Here is a 25,433-nt window from a genome sequence, read left to right as displayed (position 1 = left end):
GGTTAACTAGAGCGGTTTCTTTAATGCTGGAGGGCGTGCAGTTTGGCAAAGAGGCCGGCTTCCCGCCCGAGAAGCTCTTCGTGACTTCCTTCTTCAGCCACTCCCTCTTCCGTAATCACGAGAATACGGTCGGCTTTTTTAATCGTCCCGAGACGGTGGGCGATGATCAACGTCGTCCGGTCTTTGGAAAGCTCGGTGAGCGCCTTTTGGATCTGCGTTTCGGTTTCGGTATCCAGAGCGGATGTTGCCTCATCCAAAATGAGAATGGAAGGGTTTTTCAAGAACATCCGTGCGATGGCCAGCCGCTGCTTCTGACCGCCGGAAAGCTTCAATCCCCGCTCTCCAATCTGTGTATCATATCCATCGGCCAGGTTTTCAATCATCTCTTTCAGATGGGCCTTCTCCACAGCGTCTTCAATTTCTTTCTGGCTGGCATCCAGACGTCCGTACGCAATGTTTTCCCTTATCGTTCCGGTAAACAAAAAGACATCCTGCTGCACAATGCCGATCTGGGAACGGAGCGATTCTTTCGTCATGTCACGAACGTCGATGCCGTCAATGGTAACCGCGCCATCCTTGACATCATAAAAACGAGGAATCAACGAGCAGATCGTCGATTTTCCCGCTCCGGAAGGTCCGACAAAAGCAATCGTCTCGCCGGACTTTACGGACAAGCTCAAGTCCTTCAGAATCTCCCGGTTTTCGTCATAGCCAAACGTGACCTTCTGAAAACGGATGTCACCATGAAGATGAGAAACGTCAACGGCTTCCCTTCGGTTTTGGATGTCAGGAATGGTATCCATCAACTGGGTAAAGCGCTTGAAGCCAGCCATTCCTTTTGGATACAACTCCAGCAGCGCACTGATTTTTTCAATCGGTTTAAATAAAATATTCAAGTACAAAATGAACGCCACAAGCTCTCCGTAGCTTAAAGCACCGGAAAAACTAAGCCAGGCGCCGTAAACGAGAATGGTGATAGTCATCAGTCTCGTTGTCAGGTAAATGCCCGTCAAATTCAGACTCATCACCTTGTAGGCGGTCAGCTTCGCTTTTCGGAACAATTGGTTGTTCGTGTTGAAGCGTTTGATTTCATACGCTTCATTTGTAAATGACTGTACGACACGGGCACCGGATACACTATCCTCGACCCGCGCATTCACTTCTGCAATATTGCCGAACATTTTCGTCCAGGCTGCATTCATTTTAATGTTGGAAAAATAGATGAGCCAGATGAGGAACGGAACGATAATGATGGCGACAAGCGCGAGCTTTACATTGATGGTCAGCATAATCCAGAACGCACCGACAAAGGTCATGATCGCTATGAAAAAGTCCTCTGGACCATGATGGGCAAGCTCCCCAATGTCCATGAGATCGTTGGTGATCCGGCTCATAATATTTCCGGTCTTTGTATTATCAAAGAAACCGAAGGACTGCCGCTGCACGTGCAGAAACAAGTCCCTGCGAAGATCTGTCTCGATATTGATTCCAAGCTTATGCCCCCAATAGTTGACGACAAACTGCATGCTTGAGCTCAGCATATATAAAAGCAGCAGACCAGTACTGACCGCCACAATCGTTCCCCAGTTCCCCTCAGGAAGCAGATCATCAATAAACCAGGAAACAGCGATCGGAAACCCCAATTCAAGCAGTCCAACAAAGACCGCACAGAAAAAGTCGATGAAAAACAGTTTTCTATGCGGACGATAATAACTGAAAAAGCGTTTCAGCATCTTCCTCCCACTCCATCCTAACGACGCTGCTGCAGCGTTTTAATCTAGTAAAAAAACCGCACGCTCAAGCGGCGGTTTCATCTTCTTTATTCTTCCTGTACCGCTGGATTCCCTTGGTAATCAAGCGGAAAATCATGTAGAGGCTGCAAAAGAAAAAGAAGCCGAGCACACTGACGAGTGCGTCCGCAAATTCCATGTTGCCACGGCCTGTGATCTTCTGCTGGATTTCCACCGCAAAAACGAAGACAAGCACCATAGCAAATGTGAAAAGAAAGGAAATAACCGTAATACTCCATTTCGCAAGAGCGTGAAACAGGACATCTACAAAAATAAGGCCGATGATTCCTAAAATTCCAATCACCCAGAAATGCAGATCCTTATCTGAGAGTTCCCACCCCATCATTCCGGAGAATTTTGCGATCACGTCATGCCAGAGGTTGACGACTTCCGCTAACAAGAGAATGATTTCTTTCATTGCATATGTTTCTCCTATCTTATAAAAATCAATGGTTCAGTTCTTTCTCACTATATCACACCCGCCGTTTTCCAGTAAGTCCCTTCTGATTCCAGTATTGCTTCCGCCACGGTTCCGCTATAAAATCCTTTATAAGACCATTGTTTAAAGGAAGAAGAAAGGGATGACACGATGAACCAGACTCGATTCAACCGATTTTTCAACCGCCTTTCCCCCTTTCAGATCATCGTTTTCTTCTATTTTTCCGCAGCCCTCATCTCTACGCTGCTGATCAGTCTGCCTTTTCTTCATAAGGAAGGCGTAAACGTAAGCTTGATCGACAGCTTATTTACTGCCGTCAGCGCCGTGAGTGTGACAGGACTGGGTGTCGTTTCCACACCGGACACCTTCAACACAGCGGGATACATTGTGCTGATGTTCGTCCTCCAGTTCGGCGGTATCGGCGTAATGACGCTCGGCACATTCATCTGGATTCTGCTCGGTCAGAAGATCGGGTTAAAGCGCCGCCAGTTAATCAAAACCGATCAAAACCGTTCCACATTCGCCGGAATGGTCCGGTTGATCCGGCAGATCCTCCTGATCATCCTGCTTATTGAAGGGATTGGAGCCATCGTTCTCGGGATCTATTATACCCGTTATTTCCCGAGCTGGGAGGAGGCTTTCATCCAAGGAGCCTTCGCTTCCGTGAGCGCAACGACGAATGCCGGGTTCGATATCACCGGGTCTTCCCTCGTCATGTTCCAGGACGACTATTTCGTCCAAGTCGTCACAATGCTGCTGCTGACTCTCGGAGCCATCGGTTTTCCTGTTTTGATTGAAATCAAAGATTATGTAACCAATCGAAGGAAAGAATTGTTTCACTTTTCCTTGTTTACGAAATTGACATCTGTCACGTTCGGACTTCTCGTTCTTACTGGTACTCTGCTTATCTATTGGTTTGATCGAAACCACTTCTTTGCAGGGAAAAGCTGGCATGAATCCCTCTTTTATGCCCTTTTCCAATCCGTTACGACGCGGAACGGGGGACTGGCAACGATGGATGTGGCTGATTTTTCCACACCTACTTTGCTGGTGATCTGCCTGTTGATGTTCATCGGTGCTTCTCCGAGCAGTGTAGGTGGAGGGATCCGGACGACCACCTTTGCCATTATGGTGCTGACCATCTTTTCCTATGCCCGTGGGAAAAATCATGTGCGTGTGTTCCGCAGGGAGATTCACGAGGACGATGTTTTCCGCTCTTTTATCGTGATTTCAACCGCCATCGCCATTACTGGTGCGGCGATTGTGCTTTTGAATTACTACGAACCACAGTTTACGTTGATGGAAGTGATTTTTGAAGCCTGCTCCGCATTCGGAACGACCGGCTTGTCCATGGGCATCACCCCGGAGCTTGGCACAGCCGGCAAGCTGATCATCATCGGGCTGATGTTCATCGGACGCATCGGCATCTTCTCCTTCCTGTTCATCCTGAGACGCCGGAACATTCAAGATACGTACCGCTATCCAAAAGAACAAATGATTATCGGTTAACAATCAAAGACAAGGGCTCCACGCAATCGTCCGTATTTCATCAGAAGTGGGACGAGCGGCTCTTTTAAAACCGGCCCCCTCCTGCACTCATTCTCCAAGCTGAGTATGGGTGGGGATTTTCCTATTTCGGTACGTACACATTTGAGGTCCTCTGTCTTATAGCCTCCTTGTTCCCAACTCGTCATTTGGCAGGTCACGAGGAGCATTCGTTGGTGACGCCTTCGGGAACAGCGCGAGCTGAAGGTCCACTTGGGCAGGCGGTCTTCCTGCCCAAGTTAGCTGAAGCCGTGCCCGCGGCAAGCATCCACCGAAAAGTGGAACGTGACCCTTTCCCTGAACTATGGACAGCTCAAAAGCAGGACCTGGGTAGGTCCTGCTTTTGGATTATCCTCTTTTATTGATACATGTACCGCATCATGACATGAGCGGCAAGGCGGCTTGTCATATCCCGGACGTCCTTGGACGGATCGATCTCGACGATATCCATGGCTTTAACGATGGGATCGCCGGAAGCTTCCTGTACACTCACCAGCAGTTCCCGTGACGTTAACCCACCAGGACCGATCGCTGGACAGCCGGGCGCATAAGCCTGATCCACGACATCCATATCGACGGATAAATAGATCAGGTCCACCTTCTCCTTCAATCGCTGGATCTCTTTCTTCACGATGGATGCAATGCCTTCTGCATCTACATCCGTCATCGTGTAGACAGCCACACCATGGCGTGCACAATATTCCGCATAGGCTTGAGCATTGGAATAGTCCCGGATGCCGATCTGGACCAAATCCTCCCCCCTTACAACACCCGATTCGAGCAGGCTGCGAAAAGGGGTGCCGTTCGTCCGGCCGCCGTCATCTGTGTTCCTTACGTCATGATGGGCGTCCCATTGAAGCACGCCGACACGGCCCCACCGCTCATGAAAAGCAGTGATGGAAGGAAAACTGACCCCGTGATCTCCTCCGAGGAGGACGTAACGCGAGCAGGCCTCTTCCTCAAGCATTTCCTTCACACTCTTCTTCAATAGATCGTTCGTTTTTTCCGTATCTGTCGGATGGGCCGGAGCGTCTCCGAAGTCAAGCATCGTCACATCCGTATAGTCCTGTTCTTTTTCATGGGAATACGTCGTATAAAACCCTAGAGCCCGTCGGATGCTCTGCGGGGCTTCCGACGCCTGGGAGGCAGAGATGGATGATTTCGAGTAAGGCAGACCGAGCAGGCCTATTTTTCCGGATTTTCCTTCTTCATACCACTGCTTCGTTTCATCCACTTTCGTCGTGAACCTGTCTTTGAACCCCCGTGTCGGCCCGGGGTTAAGATATTGGAAAGACATCCGCCTCCCTCCTTTCCCAGATTAACCGCCCCCGCTTCCATACCGCACGGGCATGATTCACGCCGTAATGATAAGGAAGATACTTGTAATTCGGAATGTCCCAGAAAACAAGGTCGGCCTGCCCGCCCACTGTGATTCTTCCAGCCACTTTCTCCATGCCAATCGCATGGGCTGCATTGACCGTCACAGCGTTCCAGATTTCTTCCGGCGTCATTTTCATTTTCAAAGCAGCCAGTGCCATGATCATCTGCAGATTATGGGTAACACAGCTGCCCGGGTTGAAATCCGTCGCCAGGGCTACGGCCGCCCCTTCTTGTATCATCTTTCCAGCATCCGCATAGGTGTCTTTGCCTAAATAAAAGGTCGTACCCGGAAGGAGGACAGCAATCGTTTCGGAGGCTGCCAGTTGTTTGATGCCTTCGGCAGATGCCGCCACCAGGTGGTCGGCCGACACCGCACCGTATTGAACAGCCAGCTCTGTGCCGCCGAGCGGGTCGATTTCATCCGCGTGGATTTTCAACTGGAATCCGTGCTTCAGCGATGCTTCCATGAATCGGGCTCCCTGTTCGGTCGTAAACACCCCCGTCTCACAGAATATATCCGTGAAAACCGCCGATGTTTTTTGTTTAATGACTGGAAGCAGGTCGATCATCTGGTCAAGAAAAGCGTCTTCCCGCCCTTTATACTCTGGAGGTATGGCATGAGGGCCGAGAAAGGTGGCTGCGATATCAAGCAGCCCCTCGTCGTTCAGCCTGTCAATGACAGCCAGCTGCTTCAACTCTGTTTCTTCATCCAATCCGTAACCGCTTTTCGCTTCCAGCGATGTCACCCCATAAGCCGCCATACCGCTGGCGAAGCTACGGGCTTTCCCATACAAAGAACTTTCATCCGCCTGCCGCGTTGCGCGTACCGTCGAAAGTATGCCTCCACCGCTTTTCAAAATATCCAGATACGTTGTACCTGCTTGTTTAAGAGCCAGTTCTTCTTCTCTTGATCCTCCAAAAACGAGGTGGGTGTGTGGGTCCACCAACCCCGGTGATACGACTTTGCCTTCAGCATTGAAACGATGACGGGCCTGCCGTGCACAGGCCTCTTCTGAAGAACCAATCCAGACGACTTTCTCACCCTTTATGGCTATGGCCGCCTGATGTCGGACAGGCAGCTCCTTCATCGCCTCTCCCTTCAATGGTCCGGCGCCTGGAAGGAGGAGGGTACCGATGTTTTCAATGATTTGATCATCCATCATGCTTATCCCTCCCCAGCATCGGAATATCCAGATTGTGCCTTCGTGCTTCTTGTTCCGCTTTTTCGTAGCCGGCATCCGCATGGCGCATAATGCCCATGCCGGGGTCCGTCGTCAATACCCGTTTCAGACGCTCCTCTGCGAGATCCGTCCCATCGGCCACAACAACCATACCAGCGTGAAGCGAATAGCCCATACCGACCCCGCCGCCGTGATGGAAGGAAACCCACGAACCTCCGGCGGCCGTGTTGATCAGCGCGTTCAATACCGCCCAGTCTCCGACAGCATCACTGCCGTCCTTCATCGCTTCCGTCTCACGGTTGGGAGAGGCTACCGAACCACAGTCCAGATGATCACGACCGATGACGACCGGTGCTTTCAATTCTCCCTTTCGTACCAGTTCATTGATGCCAAGCCCCATCTTCAACCGTTCCCCGTAACCGAGCCAGCAGATTCTTGAAGGCAGCCCTTGAAATTTAATTTTTTTCTGAGCCTCGTCAATCCAGCGGAGGAGTGGATCCTGATCCGGGAATAGATCGCGTACGAGCTGATCGGTGCGGTAAATATCTTCCGGATCCCCCGATAACGCAGCCCAGCGGAACGGCCCTTTTCCTTCGCAGAATAACGGCCGGATATACGCGGGAACAAATCCCGGGTAGTCAAACGCTTCGTTGACGCCGGCATCATAAGCCACCTGGCGCAGGTTGTTGCCATAGTCAAAGACAATGCTTCCATGCTTCTGAAACTCCAGCATGGTCCGGACATGCTCCGCCATGGAATAGGAAGCCTTTTCCACATATAATTCCGGGTTCTGTTTTCTCAGTTCATCTGCATCGGATATGGAGAGGTCAGTCGGAATGTACCCATTCAGCGGATCATGGGCGGATGTTTGGTCGGTCACAATATCAATCGGAAATCCTTGAGCAATGATCTGTTTATGAATGTCTTCCGCATGACCGAGACAGGCAATGGACAACGCTTCCCCCTCCTGCTTCGCCTCTTCTGCCCAATGAAGGGCTTCTTTCAGACTGGCGGCCTGTCTGTCACAGTAACCGGATGAGAGCCTTTTTGCTATGCGCTCCTGATCGACCTCAACAGCAATGACGACGCCTCCGTTCATCGTCACGGCCAGCGGCTGGGCGCCTCCCATTCCACCAAGTCCTGCGGTTAAAGTGATGGTTCCTTTTAGCGAGCCGTCAAAATGCTTCTCAGCCAAGGAAGCGAACGTTTCGTAAGTGCCCTGCAGAATTCCCTGAGAGCCGATATAGATCCAGCTCCCAGCCGTCATCTGGCCGTACATCATCAATCCTTTTTTGTCCAACTCGTGAAAATGGGGCCAGTCCGCCCACTTCGGAACGAGAACAGAATTAGAAAGCAGCACACGTGGAGCAGCCGGGTGGGTACGGAAAACACCGACCGGTTTGCCGGATTGGATAAGGAGCGTTTCGTCATTTTCCAACCGTTTCAACACGCTGACGATGGCATCAAATGCCTCCCAGTTCCTCGCTGCCTTCCCAATTCCACCGTAAACGACCAATTCCTCCGGCTTTTCTGCCACCGCTGGATCAAGATTGTTGGAGAGCATACGCAGTACAGCTTCCTGTTCCCACCCTTTACATTCAAGCGTCTGTCCAGTTGCAGCTTTTATGTTACGGCTTGTCGACATAAGCATCTCCTCCTTCGTGAATCGACCGCCACTCTTCCCAGTCAAACGAATCGGTTTTCATCCATGCCGTCATCTTTTCAATATCTGTAGAAAGGATTCTGTCCTCAGTCAGCGGTTCAACCACCGTCCGGGCTTTCATCCACAGCTTGCGGATCCGTGGAGATGCCCGGTCAATGCCGCGCCATTCGAGTGCCTGCAGGCCGCAGATCAGTTCGATGGCCGCGACTTTTTCGACATTCTCAAGGATAAGAGCAGCATGGCGGGCTGCTGTCGTTCCCATGCTGACGTGATCCTCCTGGTTGGCCGAGGAGGAGATGGAATCCACACTGGCCGGGTGAGCGAGCGTTTTATTTTCTGAGACCAGAGAGGCTGCTGCATACTGAATAATCATGAACCCCGACTGCAGTCCTGGATCTGGACTTAAAAAAGCGGGAAGATCATTCAACTGCGGGTTGACGAGCCTTTCAATCCTCCGCTCCGAAATCGAAGCCAGTTCACTCAGCGCGATTTTCAAAAAGTCCATCGCCAGGGCAATTGGCTGTCCATGAAAATTCCCCCCGGACACTACGACACTCCCGCCTTCAAGAAGGAGAGGATTATCTGTAGCTGCGTTCATTTCGATGGTCAGCTTTTCTTTCACGTAGTGAAGCGCCTGCCAGGTCGCTCCGTGAACCTGTGGGATACACCGTAACGAATAAGCGTCCTGTACCCGCTTTTCTCCTTGGTAGGTCATCAGCTGGCTTCCATCTGTCAGGTGCCGGATGCGCTCGGCCACAGCTTCCTGCTCCGGATAGCCCCGTGCGGCATGAATACTCGGATGAAACGCATCACGGATCCCTTCCAGCGCCTGCAGGGTTACAGCTGCTCCCCAGTCGCACTGTACGGCTAATTTTCTCGCCCGAAGCCAGGCTGTGACGCCGACAGCCGTCATGGCCTGGGTTCCGTTGATCAACGCCAGCCCTTCCTTCGCCTTTAATGACAGCGGTGGAATCGATAACTCGGTATAAACATCCGCAGTCGCACGTGGTTTGCCGCGAATAAACACTTCACCTTCACCCATGATCACCAGCGCTAAATGGGCGAGAGGGGCGAGATCTCCAGACGCGCCAAGAGATCCCTGTGAAGGAATAACGGGATGAACCCCTTCATTAATCAACAACTGAAGCCGTTGGACTACGACCTCCCGGACACCTGAAAAACCTTTCAAAAGCGTATTCAGTCTGAGTACAAGCATTGCCCGGCTGATCACTTCAGGAAAGGGATCTCCTATCCCGCAGGCGTGCGACCGGATTAAATGCCGCTGTAAAGTATCAACATCCTCAGGGGCTATCCTGACGTCACTCAGCTTTCCAAAGCCTGTATTGATTCCGTAAACGGTATGGCCGTCCGCTACGATTTTTTCAACCGTCTCCCTTCCCACCCGTACACGAATCAGACTGCTCTGGGACACACGAACCTGTTCGTTGTATACACAGATCCTTTCCATTTCCTCCAGCGTCAAATGATCTCCGTCCAATTCGACCATGGCCATCCCCCTTTCAGACTTCTCCCATCGTTCAGGTGGATCGGCTTTAAAAAAAGACGGCAATGGCACGAAATCCCTACCATTGCCGCCTTCTCATATCTAATGACTACAGGCCACCTATTCTTTTATATATGATTGATGCCAAGTCCACATGTCTCATGCTCCAAACCTTTTACAGGAGCTCCGATCGTCCCGTAAAACGCAACAGCCAGCCATTCCCCTTCTCCAGGATGATCATAAGGCCGGCCGCGGACGACTGAAAAGCGAAGCCCTACTGTGCGCATCATCGTTCCTACGCCGATCTGCCCCCGGGTGACACCGTGCAGTGCTTCAAGGATCGCATGATACAGCGCATGGGTCTCCCGGTAGACATGTTCCTTAATGATGTCATTACGCTTCGCCGCCGTTTCTACAGCAGCGATGATTTTCTGGACATCCATGGAACCGACCTTTCCCTGACAGCAGCGGACATGTTCGAAACTGTCGGCAAACCCTGACCGTTCTTCTTCTGTCAAAGAGGCGGCCAGGACAGCCAGTTTACCAATCTTCATCTGCTGTGGCACCCTGTATCACCGCCTTCCTTTATTCTCCGTCTATTCACTAGTCACTAATTAAATTGTAACCGCTTTCTTAAAAAGATACAACAATCTTCCAGGAATGGAGCGCGAAGGGCCGTCCATTCCTGGAGTCTGTTTTATGTATGATCGTCGGACTGTCTACGCTTTTGCACAAACACATAGAGAAGTTCCGTTACGAAAGCGGCGGCGAGTCCAGACCAGAATAATACGGGAGCGGATAACAGGGAACCGGAAGCAAAGGTTTCGTAAGAGAAGTTGATGAACAGAACAAACAGGTACGTATAAAAACCGACGTAAACGCCTTTGTTCCATCCTTTTTTCTCCTGAGATGTCATGGGACGGAAGAAAATCGGCTTACCCATTTCCTTCCTCTTCTTTCGTAAGGCTCATCATGATCGTTTTCTTTTGGAAACCGAGGGATTCATACAGTTTAGAAGCGTCATTCCCGGCATAGACGCTCAAACGGATTTCACGGTACTGCTTCTGCAGGCGGCTGATCCCTTCTTCCATAAGGGCACGGCCGACATCCCGGCCTCTGAATTCCGGAAGAACAAACAACTCATAAATAAACCCGAATTTTTCCCCGGAAAACGTGTCCCTTTTTTCACCGGACAACAGCCAGCCGAGCAGACGCTGTTGTTCATCCTCTGCAATGATATACGTCCCCCCTTCATCAAGAACAGGCTGGACAAAAGTTTTCGCCTCCTCCTGCTCCAGCTGAATCGTTTTCATTGTCCCTTCATAAATCATTTGGTGCGTGAGAGAAAGAACCCGGTCGTATTCTGAGCTTTCCAATTGCCTAATCTTCATAATATCCCTCCATGATCCGTCTATAAAACTTCTATCCATCCTCCTCCATTTTACCTTATGGAAGACAAAAGAAAACCCGGACATCAGCATCCGGGTCCATTCTCTGTATTTAGTTTCCTGTATACTCGATAAAACGCGGAAAATGATAGAAACGCAATGATCGAACCTGTAAAAATCGGAATGATCAGCGGAAAAATATACAAACTGACCATCAGCATAAATCCAGCGCTTACCGCGACAGCCACAAACAGGACAGGACTTGTGATGGTAATCAGCAGCGCCTGCTTCATGACGTGCCGGGCCTTCATATCATAGTGAACCATTACAGAAAAACAGTTGATGGTGTACACGAATAATAGAATGCCGAGAACAAGGAAAACGTTCATAAGAAGCTGATTTACAGCAGAGAAGTAGTACAGATCCGCCACAAGCAGCCCCCATAAAATCGTGAGGAACGTCCCCGCCGCTGCACTCGTTTTATAGTTTTCCTTATAGTAGCTCCAGAAAGACCGGCGCGTTCCTTTTTCTTCATCTTTGCGTACCCATTCGCGTGCCTGGGCAAAGAGAGCAGCCGTTGCTGGAAAGAAAAGTACGGGCAGCAAAACGATGAGAGGTGGGAGCAGGTACCCTGCCTCCTGTAATCCGGAACTGTACAATAAGCTCAACAGCAGCAGACCAACGGGAAGGTTGAATGCTGCCCAGGACAAGTTGGCCAGCGCCAGCCGGCTGATCCATTCACTTACGGCATATAGTCCTCCTCTTACTCCTGATGTCTGTTCCATCGTTTTTCCCCTTTCCAGCGGCCTTATTTGTCCATGTCAGGCAGCCGTCAGGCCCACCACATGTCCGTTGCCGGTTCCTCTATAATCACATCTTTTAAGTTCTTCACCGCAGCTTGGAAGCCTTCTTGAATGGACATGATCGGATCTTCGTGTTCAATACTGACAACATGATCATATCCAAAGGTACGCAGAGCACTGATGATATCAGACCATTCTTTCGTCCCATGGCCGTATCCGACAGAACGGAAGCTCCATGCTCTTGTTTGCACGGCAGCGTAATTCTGCATATCCGTCAGGCCATACATGTTCACGTTTTCCTGATCGATGTACGTATCTTTGGCGTGGAAGTGGTGAATCGCCTGTTCACGACCCAGAATCTTTATCGCTGCGACCGGGTCGATGCCCTGCCACCACAAATGACTTGGATCCAGATTTGCACCAATGGCTTCTCCTGCAGCTTCGCGCAGCTTCAGCATCGTGTATGGCGTATGGACGAGAAAGCCGGCATGCAGTTCAAGACCGATTTTCACACCATGCTCCTCAGCGAGCCGGGCCTGTTCTTTCCAATATGGAATCAGCTTCTTCTCCCACTGCCACTCAAGAATATCAGAATATTCCGGTGGCCACGGAGTCACGGGCCAGTTCGGAGCGGTGTCATTTTCGTGTCCTCCCGGTGTTCCGGAAAACGTATTGACGACAGGTACGTCCATCAGACCTGCCAGTTTGACGGTTTTAACAAAGGTGTCATGACATTCTTCTGCAAACGCTTTGTCAGGAGAAATCGGGTTCCCGTGACAGCTGAAGGCACTGATCGTCAAACCTCTGTCATGGACTTTTTGAAGGTATTCTTTGCGCTTGTCTTCACTTTCCAGCAGTTCATCCAGGTTACAGTGAGCATCCCCTGGATAACCTCCTGTCCCGATTTCAACGGCTTTCAAGCCGGATTCTTTCGCATGATCAAGCATGTCTTCAAATGATTTATCAGAAAAAAGGACGGTAAATACCCCTAGTTTCATTCAGCATCCTCCGCTCTATGGTTTAGTTTAACACTTGTTCCAGTTTGACTGCTTTCATAGATGGCTTCCATCAGTCTGGTGACTTTCAGGGCCTGCTCCGGTTTTACGACAAGCTCTGACCGGCCGAGACACGCATCAATAAAATTCTCCGCCTGAACAACCCCGACTTCCGGCTCTCCTTCACGGATTTTAGCTGAACTGTCAAACAAGGCACCGTATTTCGCCTGGTATAATTCAAACGGATAGACACTTAAGCCGCCTTCCGTGCCTGAAATGGTCAAGGTTGTATGATCTTCCTTAATGTTCGCTGCCCATGAGCACTCAAACTGAAGCGACTCGCCATTTTTAAACGTGATATAGCTTGTTACATGATCATCTACGTTAAAGGTTTCATGATCAAAGCTGCCCCAGTCATTGACGAGTCCCGGTGTCCTGCTCAGCCGGTCATAGGTCCGTCCCGTCACTTCAACGGGTTCCGGGTCATCCAGAAGCCAGAGAGCAAGATCAAGGAGATGACAGCCGAAGTCGATCAGACTTCCTCCGCCCTGGAGGTCCTTATTTGTGAATACACCCCAGCCGGGAACTTTACGACGGCGCATAGCCTGGACTCTCGTCACGAAGGCCTCCCCAATTTCATTGTTCACCAAAACTTTCTTCGCCAGCTGGGCCTCTGGAGTAAACCGGTAGTGGTAGGCAATGTCAAGGATGCAGTTATTCCGCTCTGCCGCCTCGATCATCGCCTCTCCCTCTGCCGTTGTCATGGCCATCGGTTTCTCACAGAGCACATGGACCCCGGCTTCCAGAGCCGCAATCGCAATCTCTGCATGGAACTTGTTCGGCGTACAGATCGTTACAGCATCCACTTCCTGAAACATGTCTTTATAATAAGAAAAGACGTAGGGGATATCGAACGCCTCCGCCACCTCTTCCGCCCGATCACGATTCACATCCTGAACGGCGGTTATTTCGACTTTTCCGCTTAATTCAAGGAAAGAGGGAATATGCCTCCCCTGGGCAATTCCCCCCGCTCCAATGATTCCCATTTTCAACCGAGTCATTGAAGAGCACGCTCGATACGACTGATTTCCTTTGTTTCCCCTGAACGGACCGCAGCAAGGATCAGTTCGAGTGATTTCAGACCTTCTTCCCCTGTAATTAATGGTTCTGTGTCATTAAGGATGCTGTCGACAAAATGATCGATGACCTGCGTATTCGTCTGACCGCCTTCATCATTCGACTGGATTTTCCCAAGCTGATAATTCACAATGTCCCCATTCGTATACTGGGCAATCAGGGAGTACGTAGGATCGTCCTCCAGACGAAGCGTTCCCTTCTCTCCATAAATGACTGTGCTGTTATCCTCGTGGGTATTGTAAGCCCAGCTTGCTGTCATTGTTCCGACGATGCCGTTTTCTGAGCGGAGGATACAGACCGCATTGTCGTCCACCGAGATATCTTTTTTCGCATTGTTCTCGACAAAGCCGGCCGCTTCAACAAATTCCTGACCGAGGATGTAACGGAGCAGATCGGCTTTATGTACACCTAAATCCCCCATGGCACCGATGAAAGCCTGATCTTTCTTAAAGAACCAGCTGTCCTCCCCTTCGGCACTCCAGCCTTCCGGACCGCCGTGCCCGAAGGTCGTACGGAAGCTGTACACTTTACCGATACTGCCGGACTCAATCAGCTCTCTGGCTTTCTGATGAGACGGCACAAAGCGCTGGTTATGGGCAATCATCAATTTCTTACCGTTCTTTTCTGCCGCAGCGATCATGTCCTCCGCTTCCTCTCTTGAAGTAGCCATCGGCTTTTCACAAAGCACGTGGGCCCCTTTGTTCAAGGCAGCAATCGACACAGGCGCATGCAGATAGTTCGGCAGGCAGACGCTCACCGCATCAATATCTTCTTTTTCCAGCAGTTCTTCATAATCGGTATAAATCGTAGCCCCATACAGCTGCCCTACTTTCCGGGCGCGTTCCTCGGCAATATCACAGACGGCTTTAATCTCTACGTTTTCATTGGCTTCATATTCCAGCAGGTGACGGTTCTGTGCGATACTTCCACATCCGATTACAGCAACTTTCAGCATTGTCATCGTTACAGCTCCTTTATGATTTACTCGTAATATTTTCTAAAGGCTGGGCGTTTCCATAAACCGGCTTCGGCGTGTCTGCGTTACGGACATAGTTCACACCGTTGCGGATGACTTTCTGTATTTCTTTGTTGTAATAGGTTGGATATGTTTCATGACCTGGACGGAAATAAAAAATCTTTCCGCGTCCGCGTTTGAACGTCGCACCGCTGCGGAACACTTCGCCGCCTTCAAACCAGCTGAGGAAGACCAGCTCATCCGGCGCAGGAATATCAAAATGCTCTCCGTACATCTCCTCTTTTTCCAGTTCGATGTATTCCCCGATCCCTTCAGCGATCGGGTGGGTGGGATCGACGACCCATAGACGTTCTTTCTCATCGGCTTCCCGCCATTTCAAATCACAGGAAGTCCCCATCAATTTTTTAAACGGTTTGGAAAAATGGCCGGAATGGAGAACGACAAGGCCCATCCCGTCAAGGACACGCTGCTTCACCTTCTCAGCAATCTCATCCTGGACTTCGTCGTGGGCTTTATGGCCCCACCAGACGAGGACATCTGTTTCGGCAAGGACTTCATCTGTCAACCCATGCTCCTCTTCATCAAGGGTGGCCGTTTTCACCTGGGCATGATCTTCGCCCAGAAATTCTGCAATTGCGCCGTGAATTCCGTCGGAATAAACATCAGCAACGACCTGGTTTTCTTTTTCATGTCGATATTCGTTCCATACTAGTACATTCATTCTTTCCATCTCCTTTTCCTTTATCTCTGTTTGATTTTCTATGGATCATGCTTTTTTCTGTGTGTTACGCTCCAGCCTGCAGGACGACTCCCGTTCCACGATTCTCGTAGGGATGATCATGCTTTTCTTGACCATATCCGGACGTTTGAGCAGGTCGATCAAGCTGGAGGCTGACTCATGTCCAAGCTGGATCGCCTGAGTATCCACCGTCGTGAGCGGGGGATCAGCGAGTCTCGAAACGACTGTATTGTTAAAGGCTGCGATACTCACCTGTTCCGGAATGGACACTCCCCTGCGGGACAAAGAACGCATAACTGTGAGCGCATTGTATTCATCGGTGAAGATTAAAGCTGTCGGTATCTTTTCGAGGACCAGGAGCTGTTCAACGATCTGATCAGGATCCTGTTTGTCTGATGGATCATTCTTCAGCCATTTTTCATCAATAGGCAGCCCCTGATCCTTCATAGCTGCACGATATCCTTCCAACCGGTCGCGGGCGACTTCGAATTGGGAGTTGCCTCCGACATATCCGATTCTTTCGTGGCCAAGTCCAATCAAGTACCGGGTCATTTCCTTACTGGCCTGCACGTTATCGTTGTCTACATACATCGTCTCTCCCGGTCGATCGACAGGCTTCCCAAGAACAACAAAAGGAAAGCTGGATTCTCTTAAAAACGGAACGACTTGATCGTCTTCTCTGGAATAAAGCACAAGCACGCCGTCCACGCGTTTTCCCTGGACCATTTTGACGACTTCCTGAAAAATCGCTTCCTCTGTATTCCCTGTTGTCAGGTACATGCTGTAGTCCTGTTCATGACAGGCATCACTGATTCCCCGTAACAATTCGGAGAAAAACGGGTTTTCGAAAAAGTGATCAGAAGAAACTTTGGTTACGATGCCGATGGTCTGCGTGGACTGGCTGACAAGGACACGGCCGTTGTAGTTCAGATGATAGCCAAGCTCATCCATGACTTTTCGAACTTTGCGCTTCGTTTTTTCACTGATCCTCGGACTATCCGAGATGACACGGGATACGGTAGATGGCGCGACGCCGGCCTTTTTGGCCACATCCTTGATCGTTACGGACACGTTCATCTACCTCCCTTCTCTTTTATTTAACAGCACCCTCTGATACACCATTGATGATCTGCTTCTGTGCGAAGAAGTATCCGATGATGACCGGCAGGATGGCAATGGTAAGTCCAGCCAGCGCCAGGTGCCACTGTTTCGTATATTGACCGAAGAAATAGAACATCTTCAACGGTATCGTTGCGTTGGATTCGTTAAGAACAAGGGATGGAAGCAGGTAGTCGTTCCAGATCCAGATGACATTCAAAATAGCTACCGTAACGGAAATCGGTTTGAGCAGCGGGAAAATGATGTACCAGAATGTCTGGAAGCGGTTCGCTCCGTCGATGATGGCCGCTTCATCCAGGGATTTCGACACCCCTGTCATCGCTCCGTGATAGAGGAAGATGGAAAGGCTGCAGCCGAATCCGAGATACATGAAAATCAATCCGCCGGCGTTCAGCATGTCCGCCTGTCCAAAGATCGATACAAGCGGAATCATGACAGACTGGAACGGAATAAGCATGGCGGCCACAAAGATGAAGAAGATCACACCGCTCAACTTACTTTTATTTCTCGCCAGCGCATAACCGGCCATGGACGAAAACAGGATGATGATTGCAATACTGAACCCTGTGATCAAGAGCGAGTTGAAGAGTGACTTCAGGAATTCAAGATCAATAAACGCTTCGACGAAGTTTTCAAAAACCGGTTCACTCGGGAATCCGAGGACCCCGCTGAAAATGTCCCGCTTCGTTTTGAACGCGTTGACAATCATCAGGTAAAATGGCGATATCCAGATCAATCCAAGCAGAAGGCCGAGAATTTCTATCGATAGTAAATTTCTTCTCTCTTTGTTCTTCTTCATTACATCTCAACCTCCCGCTTCTTGTTGTAATACACCTGAGTCAATGCAATCACAGCAACGATCAGGAAGAAAATAACCGCTTTTGCCTGGGCATAGGCCATATCATTGTCGGAGAACGCTGTACGAACGATTTCCATCGCTACCATCTGCGTGGAGTTGAATGGTCCACCGTTGGTCAGAGACAAGTTCTGGTCGTAGATCTTAAAAGCCATGGACAATGTAAGGAACATACTAACCGTAAAGGCTGGTGCGACAAGTGGGAACGTAATATTTTTGAAGCGCTGGAAACTGCTTGCTCCATCAATTTTCGCCGCTTCAATCAGTTCTTTCGGAATGTTTTCAAGGTAAGCGATGTAGATGATCATAATGTAACCAGCCATCTGCCAGGCTGTCAGAATGACAAGACCCCAGAAGCCGGTATTTGTGGTGGACAACCAGCCGTCAAAACCTTCAATCCCTGTAATTCCGGCAATATCCCCGAACACACTGATGAAAATGAACTGCCAGATAAAACCGAGGATCAATCCACCGATCAAGTTCGGCATAAAGAAGACGGTCCGCAGAAGACTGCTTGATTTAATATTCCGTGTCACAAGCAGGGCCAGACCCAGACCCATAACATTAAGCAGGATGACCGTAATAAGGGCGAATTTTACAGTGAACCATATGGAATCCACGAATTCACTTTCCTGAAACAGGTTGATGTAGTTCTCAAACCCGATAAAAGCTGTAGCCGTAATTCCATTCCAGTCTGTAAATGAATAGAAAAGACCGTAGAAGAATGGGATGACGACGACAATCCCCAAACCAAGAATAACCGGTGTCAAAAACAGCCAGAATGATAAGCTGCGGTTCTGCATGTACAACTCCTCCAATACATGATGCGGTAGATGCCGCTGGTTATGGTATCGATTTCATAAAAGAATAGGATCAAAACATCCCATCTATTAACATACTTACTTCGGCAAATATCCTAATAGAGGAGAGTTTTATAGTTCCGGCAGCGGCATGGCCGCCGCCGGTCACCAACATCCATTTACTGTCGGGCTTTTTCCCAGGCTTCTGTTGCTCTCTGCTCCACTTCTTCCCAAGTGATATCGCCGGCAATGTATTCCTGCATCGCTACACCCATCGCGTCTTCTGTCCAGCCTGTAGGAGCGCCGAGGAAGACCCATCCAAGTGTGTTACCTTCACTTGCATACTCGTAGATCTGCTGGGAAATCGGATCGGCAATCTCAAGATCCTCGTAGCCTTCGTAAGCAGGAATGAATTTGAATTCTTCTGTTACGAATTTCTTACCTTCTTCAGATGTGTACATCCAATCAAGGAAGTCTTTACTTGCTTGAACCACTTCATCTTCAGACTCTTTGTTTACAACCCAGTAGTTTGGTACGCCGACAGGGATACTGCCTTCATAACCTTCCACTGGAATTGGCAGGATGCCTACGTTGTTTTGAGCAAATTCTTCATCCATGGATTCAACCGTGTTGTATACCCAGTTCCCCTGCTGGATCATGGCTACTTTTCCAAGGGAGAAGTTTTCTTCCACCTGTTGGGAATAATCCAGGCTCAAAACAGGTTGGACGGAATATTCTTTCTGGAGATCCGTGAAACGTTTCATCTGGTCACCCATTTTGAATTCAACTGTATCGGCTTCATAGGCTTCCGTCACACTGTGATTGAACTCATCAGCTAAGTATGCGTTGGAAAGGTGGTTACCAAGTACCCACTTTTCTTTTGCTGCGAAGGCGATCGGTGCTTCGATTCCAAGCTCATCCTTTTTGGAATCCAGGGTTTTCAAGGCTTCTTCGAAGGCATCAAAGGTTGTGATTTCTTCTGCGTTGATTCCGGCCTCTTCAAAAACTTCCTTGTTATAAAGCATGCCGTAGCCTTCCTGGTTGAATGGAAGTCCCAGTACCTGATCATCGCGGGATACGCCTGTCAGGGTTCCTTCCAATGCAGCTCCAGCGGCTTCTGTATCAGATAGGTCAGCAAGGTACTGCTCGTATTCGTCTACATCCGTCGGCCCACCTACGTTGAAGATGTCAGGCTCTTCCCCTGAGGAGAAGGATGTTTTCAGGGAAGCCCCGTAATCATTTCCTCCACCAACCGTTTTTACGTTGATATTTACATCAGGATTTTCTTCTTCATACATGGAAACAAGCTCTTCAAACTGATCCTTGAATTCTACTTTGAACTGGAAAACATCTACAGTTGTCTGATCGCCGGATGCACTATCAGAGGATCCTGAATCTCCGCTGCTGTCAGAACCGAAGGAACAGCCTGCAAGAGCAACAGTTGAAGCGAGTACAGCGGTAGCAAAACCCGAATAAAGTTTGTTCTTTTTCATTACATCCACCCCTATTTTCTATTAATCATTGAATCCGCTTTCATATCACATGAAAAAAAGAGAACCATTCCGGCGATTTTTGTGCAACGAATCGTGCATACGTTTGCACAAATGGTATTAAAAAAAGCTCGCCGGCTTGTCCATTGAATATAAAGAAGAGTGCTTGATATTCATGTGAATACGTTTGCATAAAATTCAATGACCACTTGAGTTGATTAAATCATAACATGTGCCTGTCTTAAACACAACACAATTTTTCAAATAATTCCTGAAACGGGCAGCGCTTTCAACAGACGGTTTCCTTCACGGTTATGGGAAGCCCGTCCTCCACATAAACTAATGAAATGAGGTGATCGATATGAAGAAAAAGAACAATTCCATCAACTGGGAAGCTTTCTCTGAAAATGTTGAAAAAGTTCTGGGAGAAGACTTCTGGAATGATATGCACCATGTCATTCCCAAACGCGGACCATCGTATGATTTATTTGAAACAAAGGATCAGGGCGTCATTGTCGTTGAACTCCCCGGGTTCAGTAAAAATGATCCACTCCATCTTTCCCAGCAAGGGACACACCTCATAATTCAAGGCGAAATCACCCCTCATTATCCAGTACCTGTAGAAGAGCTCCATCACAATGAACGAATGAAAGGAAAATTCAAAAGAGTCATTCCAATCCCTTTCCATTTTGCATTTGAGGATGTTGTCACTTCCTATAAAGAGGGCCTGTTGATTATTACTATTTTCAAACGTCCGCACCGTCAGGAGATGAAGGTCATTTTTGAAGATCAATAGTGGAGAAAAATTTCTTTTTCATCGGTTTGTTTTTTCTGCAGACGGATCTCAATCCTGCCTTCCCGATATTGGGCGTAGACGTTTCTTCTGCTGGTTGCCGCCGGAAGTTTAATGGTCATCCGGCCGGCTTCCACGCCCTCCACATACAAATATCCGCTGCCGACGCTCAGTCTGATCATATCCGGATCCACCGGGTGACTGAGGGCTACTGTAACCACAACTTCATTCATCAGTTCCACAACTTTAACCTGATCCAGCTCCTGTTCTTTCTTCAGGTGTGGTTCATGATGAAAAGGAGTGGAAGACAAGGCTTCCTTCATCGACTGCTGGAGAAAGTCATTCATTTTATCGCCATTCATCCAGTTGGGAACGGGACCGTTCCAGCTGCCATCTTCACCACCAACCGGATTGAACCATTTCATAAAGTCCATCATGCTTATCTTTCCCTTTCATACATTAGTCATAGGAGGTGATTTCATGAGCCGCATCCATTTTGGTCAGCTGTCGATCCACCAGGTTTCCAAATCCTCAGGAGTTTTTTCAGGTACGAATTTCCAGTCCGGCTTCAAGGCACACGCCCGTGTGTATGAAGGGAATGGAAAAGTCGTCGGGCATCGCAACTCCCTCCTCCATAATAAACACTTAATAATGAAACGCCCTTCTGCCGATGGGGATTAACCGCTATGTTTTTTTCACGAAAGCGGCGGGATTCCACTAAAAAAACAGACGACTTGGAAAAACAGATTGAAGAATTAAAAGCAGCTCTGCAGCAGGTCAAAGGACGTCCGATTGAATACCACATCCATATTGACCATGTAACAATCAAAGAACCTTCTCTGGAACAACTGACCTTTCAGCTTGATCAACTCGATATTGAAGAACTGAGCGGTGCATTGAACATGGGGAATAACTTCGGGGTCCATGTAAAACCCAAGGCCTCTCCCGCCCCAAAGCTCAGACAAACCAATGACGGATTGAAATTCACCTTCCCTTCCAAGGAGGAGTAGGATGGCTTATTTATCACCGAATTTTTTCATCGGAAGTATCCGGATCGGAACTATAGAAAATGCTTCCTGCTTAAACATGGGGAATAACGTACCTACAGGTTTTGAAGGGCATCAGAAACTCAACCAAGGGTTCGGAACCATTCACGGGGACGGAAATACACTGGAAGAACTAAGATCCATCCTTAGCGACTCGGCACTGCTTGATTTCATGTCCAAACAAGAAGACACGGAACTGCCGGAATGGATTCAAAAAATGATGGAAGAAAAAATGAGAGAGGCTCAGGAAGCTGAATAGTTCCCGGGCTTCTCTTTTTTCTTATGATCTGAACTGTAACTGGTGACAGGCATATCGATCAGATCATTGTCATACACCACATTGATGTTGCACGAAAGAATGTTGCCGTCTCCGATCACGCTGCCGAGCGCTGCATTTAGTTTTTCATGACTACTCCAGTTTGACTGGGTATTGGGTCCGACGAAGATGCCCGAGTTCTCAACAATCTGATTGACGTAAATAGAATCGAAACGAATGTCGATATGCGTCCCTCCTACACTTGAACGTTCGGTTGAGGGTTATTCACTGTAGGGTTATTAATCGGAGTATCTGTGAAGTCATTATCAAAAATCGTATTCACATTATTGGTAGCAATGAAAAATCCGACAGGAATACCAGCTGCGTTATTGTTCTTGCCCTGCCACGACCAGTCCGGCTGGTTATTCTGACCAGTGGATATCAGGCCATTCTCGCTTAGTGAATTGACAGCAATCTGATTAAAGACGACGGATACAGGCATTTCTATTCACCTCACCTTTTCTAAACTATCCTATTCCCCAGTCACCGGAATGTGTCACTCCCTGGAGTCATCGGTCTCCATGTTATAACAATCGAAACATAAGGGTATAGAAACGTGAGCGTCCTGCTTGAAGACCACATCCTCTTCCAACAGTTCCTGCTTGCAGCTCCAGCAAAGGGAACGAAATCCATTCAAGGTTTTCAAAGTATGTTCAACCGTTGTCACCTGGGTCACTCCTTTCTGTTCGGTTGTAGTATAGGGGATTTTTCCAACGGTGACGAATGCCCATTCATCATCATTCAAAGAAGCTCCCGCTTACTTTTTTTCGTTTGGGTTATCGTTTTTTCATTTTTGGAAGGATTTTGGAGTGTAAAACGCAAAAGTGTTTATATAAAAAGCTCTGTTAAAGTCTGTTGTTGATATTTTAAACGATTACTAAATCGTTTCCGTCTGGAATTAGGGGTCCGGTCCGTTGTTTACTCAGAGCATGGGATGGCAGGGAAAACCGTCCGCTTTCCGCCGGGAACGATGAGCCTCCTCGAACTTCGTTCTCCGGGGTCTCACCTTGTTCCTTTTTCCCGCAGGAGTCTACCTGTTTTCCCTGCCATCCCTTTCGTAGTGGTGGAACGGACTTCGGTTATGTCCTTTCTAACTACCCTTCTTTGAAGAGGCGACCTCGGGAATGGCGGGACTCCTGTGGGATGAAGGTACATCGTTAGACCCCGGAAGGCGCTGCCTGAGGAGGCTCACGGTACACCACGGAAAGGGAGTCATTCCCAAGGCCGCCTCATACGAATCCCATGACAGAAAGGGGTGATCTGAGCTCACATGTTAATTAACAACACCAAGCAATAACAGAGCCATATAAAAAGAAAGGGGAATGAAATCATGACCACCATACCATTCGCTGTCCAGCTTTATACATTAAGGAACGAAACAGAGAAGGATTTTGAAGGGACGTTAAGGAAAGTAGCAGATTTAGGCTTCCAAGGCGTTGAGTTTGCCGGTTTCGGTGGACTCTCCCCTGAGAAAGTAAGAGCGCTTCTCGACGAGCTGGGACTGAAAGCAGCTTCCAGTCACGTTCCCCTTGAGGAACTGAGGGGCAATTTGACCCAAGTGATTGAAAACCATAAGATCATTGGAAGTCCTTACATCGTGTGTCCTTACATCGAGGACAGGGAGCCCGGGGATTACGAGGCACTGATTGAGGATTTGAAAAACATCGGGGCTGTCTGCCGTGATCATGGCCTTACATTGTGCTACCATAATCACGATTTTGAATTGACTCCGCTTCCCGATGGAGCCGTTCCTTTGGAAAAAATCTTTCAGGAAACCGGTCAAGAGGACGTACAGGCGGAATTTGATATCTACTGGATTCAAAAGGCCGGTGGGGATCCCGCAGCCTGGATCGACCGTTACCAGGGGCGCACACCGCTCATCCACTTAAAAGATATGACACTGGATGAGGAGCAGTTTTTTGCGGAACTGGGAACAGGAGGCGTCGATCTGGATACCATTTTCACCCTTGGAGAGAAAAACGGTGTGAAATGGTGGGTGGTGGAGCAGGATGAAAGCCGCCGGACCCCGATGGAAAGTCTTGAGATCAGCATGTCCTACGTCAAAAATAAATTCCCATCTTTACTAACAAACTGAGTGTTACCAGAAAAAAACCTGACTGAGCGCATCCAGTCAGGTTTTTATTTATTCTGATGAATTCTCCATTTGTTAAATTCTAAAAATTCACGGAACTGCTCTTTGGATATCCCTGAATTCATGGCTTCCTGGACAAGTGTCATCCAGTCCTGATCCAGTGTTTCATCCATCGGCTCTGATTCGCCGTGAAGGAGAAAATTAATAGAAACATCAAGCTCCTGTGAAATTTTTGTCAGGAATTGTATCGATGGATTCGTCTGGATGTTCCGCTCGATCGAGCTCAAATAAGACTTTGCGACCCCTGCTCTATCCGCCAGTTCTGACAGCGACATATGTCGGTCTTTACGTATTTTCTGTATGCGTTCACCGATCATATTTTCACCTTCTTTCTATGTACTACGAGTATAGCATACTTACGTTCTTCGTTCTATTTAAAGCACGTTTTTGCTTTGAAACGTGTCGAAAGTAGTAAGCCGCATTCCCCCACTTTTTCATTCTACCTATTATTATCGGCTTCGACAAAAAATTCTTTAATTTTTTGTTCTTCATCATATCAGGAATTGATACCACCGAAAACAGAAATACTATAAACAAATCAAAAAAAAGGTGATTTGCATGCATGATATTGTAGAAGAGTTTGAAATAACCTTCAATCAAATCCACCAGCACCTGAAGGAACTGAACGGATATCCTAAAAACGACAATTTCGTAGAGCTGCTTCAGCATTCCAAACTGAAGCACAGTGTCGTCCGTGTTCATTTTGACCAGCTTAAACAATATGCCAAATTAAGAAACGCCATTGTCCATGAACGGATCAGCGGGGATTATTATATTGCCACGCCGCATGAAGATGTCGTCCATCATTTGAAGAGCATCCAAAAGATTCTTGAGCAGCCGCCTGAAGCTCTGACCTTCGCTACGCGTCCTGTCCTGTTCTTTAAGACGAGCACGAATCTGCTTCATATTATGGAGGCATTCAGCAAGCACGGCATATCCCAGTTTCCCATCTATGATGACAGCCATCACTTTGCCGGACTCCTGACTAATGACGGCATTGTCCGTTTCCTTGCACAGACGGCTGAAAACGGAGGTAATCCCGCCCTTCACGTACAGGCCTCCGATATTCTTGGCTATGAGAAACATGCCAATGTTCAATTTCTCTCCGCGACCGCCTCAGTATTCGACTTGGAGGAAAGGTTTGAGAAGAGCCTGAATGAAGATAAGAAACTGAAAGCGGTCATTCTTACGAAAACAGGACAATCGGATGACCTTCCTATGGGAATCGTTACGACATGGGATTTGATTAAAGTCGATAGGAGGGAACAGGATATTTCGTAATTCGGAATTTTTAACTTATTAAAGATTGAATCCATGTATT

General features: G+C 48.5%; 30 protein-coding genes. 8 read left to right on the top strand and 22 right to left on the bottom strand.

Features of this window, described 5'->3' with window-relative positions:
* Positions 1 to 20: 20 nt before the first annotated feature.
* Together QMA39_RS13040 and QMA39_RS13035 are read right to left on the bottom strand one after the other, a co-directional pair.
* Entirely contained in the window at positions 21 to 1,733 is a 1,713-nt protein-coding gene (locus QMA39_RS13040; protein WP_206933166.1) for an ABC transporter ATP-binding protein, read from the bottom strand.
* Positions 1,734 to 1,797: 64 nt separating this feature from the next.
* Positions 1,798 to 2,208, bottom strand: a complete 411-nt coding sequence (locus QMA39_RS13035) for a hypothetical protein (protein WP_027954784.1) — start codon at positions 2,206 to 2,208, stop codon at positions 1,798 to 1,800.
* Between the two features lie 171 nt (positions 2,209 to 2,379).
* Here QMA39_RS13035 and QMA39_RS13030 point away from each other — a divergent pair, with 171 nt between their 5' ends.
* The gene (locus QMA39_RS13030; RefSeq protein ID WP_281658970.1) at positions 2,380 to 3,738 is read left to right on the top strand and encodes a TrkH family potassium uptake protein; all 1,359 of its coding nucleotides are present in this window, start codon (positions 2,380 to 2,382) and stop codon (positions 3,736 to 3,738) included.
* 209 nt (positions 3,739 to 3,947) lie between these two features.
* Entirely contained in the window at positions 3,948 to 4,139 is a 192-nt protein-coding gene (locus QMA39_RS13025) for a hypothetical protein (RefSeq protein WP_281658969.1), read from the top strand.
* On the opposite strand, the gene hutG is transcribed toward QMA39_RS13025, so the two are convergent.
* The 16 genes from hutG to QMA39_RS12945 all read right to left on the bottom strand — a co-directional run bounded on the left by hutG (position 4,133) and on the right by QMA39_RS12945 (position 19,808).
* A complete protein-coding gene (gene hutG, locus QMA39_RS13020; protein WP_281658968.1) occupies positions 4,133 to 5,071 on the bottom strand; it encodes a formimidoylglutamase in 939 nt (312 codons plus the stop codon). The genes QMA39_RS13025 and hutG overlap by 7 nt on opposite strands.
* The gene (gene hutI / locus QMA39_RS13015) at positions 5,052 to 6,314 is read right to left on the bottom strand and encodes an imidazolonepropionase (protein ID WP_281658991.1); all 1,263 of its coding nucleotides are present in this window, start codon (positions 6,312 to 6,314) and stop codon (positions 5,052 to 5,054) included. Before hutI ends, hutG begins: the two co-directional genes overlap by 20 nt.
* The gene (gene hutU / locus QMA39_RS13010) at positions 6,307 to 7,980 is read right to left on the bottom strand and encodes a urocanate hydratase (protein WP_281658967.1); all 1,674 of its coding nucleotides are present in this window, start codon (positions 7,978 to 7,980) and stop codon (positions 6,307 to 6,309) included. The genes hutI and hutU overlap by 8 nt, the downstream gene beginning before the upstream one ends.
* Complete coding sequence (hutH, locus tag QMA39_RS13005) at positions 7,964 to 9,505, bottom strand: histidine ammonia-lyase (protein WP_281658966.1); 1,542 nt, start codon at positions 9,503 to 9,505, stop codon at positions 7,964 to 7,966. The genes hutU and hutH overlap by 17 nt, the downstream gene beginning before the upstream one ends.
* A gap of 125 nt (positions 9,506 to 9,630) precedes the next feature.
* Positions 9,631 to 10,056: a hut operon transcriptional regulator HutP gene (hutP, locus tag QMA39_RS13000; RefSeq protein WP_035531835.1), complete on the bottom strand. Its 426-nt coding sequence runs from the start codon at positions 10,054 to 10,056 to the stop codon at positions 9,631 to 9,633.
* A 143-nt stretch (positions 10,057 to 10,199) separates the two neighbouring features.
* Entirely contained in the window at positions 10,200 to 10,445 is a 246-nt protein-coding gene (locus QMA39_RS12995; RefSeq protein ID WP_281658965.1) for a hypothetical protein, read from the bottom strand.
* On the bottom strand, positions 10,438 to 10,893 hold the full coding sequence (locus tag QMA39_RS12990; RefSeq protein ID WP_027954775.1) for an N-acetyltransferase: 456 nt from the start codon (positions 10,891 to 10,893) through the stop codon (positions 10,438 to 10,440). The genes QMA39_RS12995 and QMA39_RS12990 overlap by 8 nt, the downstream gene beginning before the upstream one ends.
* A gap of 83 nt (positions 10,894 to 10,976) precedes the next feature.
* Complete coding sequence (locus QMA39_RS12985; protein WP_281658964.1) at positions 10,977 to 11,675, bottom strand: DUF624 domain-containing protein; 699 nt, start codon at positions 11,673 to 11,675, stop codon at positions 10,977 to 10,979.
* Positions 11,676 to 11,722: 47 nt separating this feature from the next.
* Positions 11,723 to 12,691, bottom strand: coding sequence for a sugar phosphate isomerase/epimerase (locus tag QMA39_RS12980; protein ID WP_027954773.1), 969 nt, complete (start codon positions 12,689 to 12,691; stop codon positions 11,723 to 11,725).
* Positions 12,688 to 13,749, bottom strand: coding sequence for a Gfo/Idh/MocA family oxidoreductase (locus QMA39_RS12975; protein ID WP_206933154.1), 1,062 nt, complete (start codon positions 13,747 to 13,749; stop codon positions 12,688 to 12,690). Before QMA39_RS12975 ends, QMA39_RS12980 begins: the two co-directional genes overlap by 4 nt.
* Positions 13,746 to 14,786 carry a Gfo/Idh/MocA family oxidoreductase gene (locus QMA39_RS12970; RefSeq protein ID WP_281658963.1) on the bottom strand — a complete coding sequence of 347 codons (1,041 nt, stop codon included), beginning with the start codon at positions 14,784 to 14,786 and terminating at the stop codon, positions 13,746 to 13,748. Before QMA39_RS12970 ends, QMA39_RS12975 begins: the two co-directional genes overlap by 4 nt.
* Positions 14,787 to 14,799: 13 nt before the next feature.
* Positions 14,800 to 15,522: a ThuA domain-containing protein gene (locus QMA39_RS12965; RefSeq protein ID WP_281658962.1), complete on the bottom strand. Its 723-nt coding sequence runs from the start codon at positions 15,520 to 15,522 to the stop codon at positions 14,800 to 14,802.
* Positions 15,523 to 15,567: 45 nt separating this feature from the next.
* Positions 15,568 to 16,617, bottom strand: a complete 1,050-nt coding sequence (locus QMA39_RS12960) for a LacI family DNA-binding transcriptional regulator (protein ID WP_342341473.1) — start codon at positions 16,615 to 16,617, stop codon at positions 15,568 to 15,570.
* 16 nt (positions 16,618 to 16,633) lie between these two features.
* The gene (locus tag QMA39_RS12955) at positions 16,634 to 17,458 is read right to left on the bottom strand and encodes a carbohydrate ABC transporter permease (RefSeq protein WP_027954768.1); all 825 of its coding nucleotides are present in this window, start codon (positions 17,456 to 17,458) and stop codon (positions 16,634 to 16,636) included.
* The gene (locus QMA39_RS12950; protein WP_027954767.1) at positions 17,458 to 18,318 is read right to left on the bottom strand and encodes a sugar ABC transporter permease; all 861 of its coding nucleotides are present in this window, start codon (positions 18,316 to 18,318) and stop codon (positions 17,458 to 17,460) included. Before QMA39_RS12950 ends, QMA39_RS12955 begins: the two co-directional genes overlap by 1 nt.
* 176 nt (positions 18,319 to 18,494) lie before the next feature.
* A complete protein-coding gene (locus tag QMA39_RS12945; RefSeq protein WP_027954766.1) occupies positions 18,495 to 19,808 on the bottom strand; it encodes an extracellular solute-binding protein in 1,314 nt (437 codons plus the stop codon).
* Between the two features lie 358 nt (positions 19,809 to 20,166).
* Here QMA39_RS12945 and QMA39_RS12940 point away from each other — a divergent pair, with 358 nt between their 5' ends.
* Positions 20,167 to 20,601: an Hsp20/alpha crystallin family protein gene (locus QMA39_RS12940; protein ID WP_206933148.1), complete on the top strand. Its 435-nt coding sequence runs from the start codon at positions 20,167 to 20,169 to the stop codon at positions 20,599 to 20,601.
* Here QMA39_RS12940 and QMA39_RS12935 read toward each other — a convergent pair.
* Positions 20,595 to 21,035, bottom strand: a complete 441-nt coding sequence (locus QMA39_RS12935; RefSeq protein ID WP_281658961.1) for a hypothetical protein — start codon at positions 21,033 to 21,035, stop codon at positions 20,595 to 20,597. The genes QMA39_RS12940 and QMA39_RS12935 overlap by 7 nt on opposite strands.
* Positions 21,036 to 21,078: 43 nt before the next feature.
* Between QMA39_RS12935 and QMA39_RS12930 the strand changes: the two genes are divergently transcribed.
* From QMA39_RS12930 to QMA39_RS12920, 3 genes are read left to right on the top strand one after another with little or no spacing between them, the layout of a single operon-like run.
* Positions 21,079 to 21,279, top strand: a complete 201-nt coding sequence (locus tag QMA39_RS12930) for a hypothetical protein (RefSeq protein ID WP_281658960.1) — start codon at positions 21,079 to 21,081, stop codon at positions 21,277 to 21,279.
* Between the two features lie 5 nt (positions 21,280 to 21,284).
* On the top strand, positions 21,285 to 21,608 hold the full coding sequence (locus QMA39_RS12925; RefSeq protein WP_027954762.1) for a hypothetical protein: 324 nt from the start codon (positions 21,285 to 21,287) through the stop codon (positions 21,606 to 21,608).
* Between the two features lies 1 nt (position 21,609).
* Complete coding sequence (locus tag QMA39_RS12920) at positions 21,610 to 21,903, top strand: hypothetical protein (protein ID WP_206933142.1); 294 nt, start codon at positions 21,610 to 21,612, stop codon at positions 21,901 to 21,903.
* 253 nt (positions 21,904 to 22,156) lie between these two features.
* Here QMA39_RS12920 and QMA39_RS12915 read toward each other — a convergent pair whose 3' ends face one another.
* Entirely contained in the window at positions 22,157 to 22,402 is a 246-nt protein-coding gene (locus QMA39_RS12915; protein WP_027954760.1) for a hypothetical protein, read from the bottom strand.
* 54 nt (positions 22,403 to 22,456) lie between these two features.
* Positions 22,457 to 22,705, bottom strand: coding sequence for a hypothetical protein (locus QMA39_RS12910; protein ID WP_281658959.1), 249 nt, complete (start codon positions 22,703 to 22,705; stop codon positions 22,457 to 22,459).
* 585 nt (positions 22,706 to 23,290) lie between these two features.
* On the opposite strand from QMA39_RS12910, the gene QMA39_RS12905 reads away from it, so the two are divergent.
* Entirely contained in the window at positions 23,291 to 24,055 is a 765-nt protein-coding gene (locus tag QMA39_RS12905; protein WP_027954758.1) for a sugar phosphate isomerase/epimerase, read from the top strand.
* Between the two features lie 44 nt (positions 24,056 to 24,099).
* Here QMA39_RS12905 and sinI read toward each other — a convergent pair whose 3' ends face one another.
* Positions 24,100 to 24,429, bottom strand: a complete 330-nt coding sequence (sinI, locus tag QMA39_RS12900) for a DNA-binding anti-repressor SinI (RefSeq protein ID WP_027954757.1) — start codon at positions 24,427 to 24,429, stop codon at positions 24,100 to 24,102.
* A gap of 241 nt (positions 24,430 to 24,670) precedes the next feature.
* On the opposite strand from sinI, the gene QMA39_RS12895 reads away from it, so the two are divergent.
* Positions 24,671 to 25,393, top strand: coding sequence for a CBS domain-containing protein (locus QMA39_RS12895; protein WP_281658958.1), 723 nt, complete (start codon positions 24,671 to 24,673; stop codon positions 25,391 to 25,393).
* The last annotated feature ends 40 nt before the right edge of the window (positions 25,394 to 25,433 follow it).

The organism is Halobacillus sp. Cin3 (genome assembly GCF_947311855.1).
Taxonomy (GTDB): Bacteria; Bacillota; Bacilli; order Bacillales; family Halobacillaceae; genus Halobacillus; species Halobacillus kuroshimensis.
This window is presented reverse-complemented; position numbering and strand designations above follow the sequence as displayed.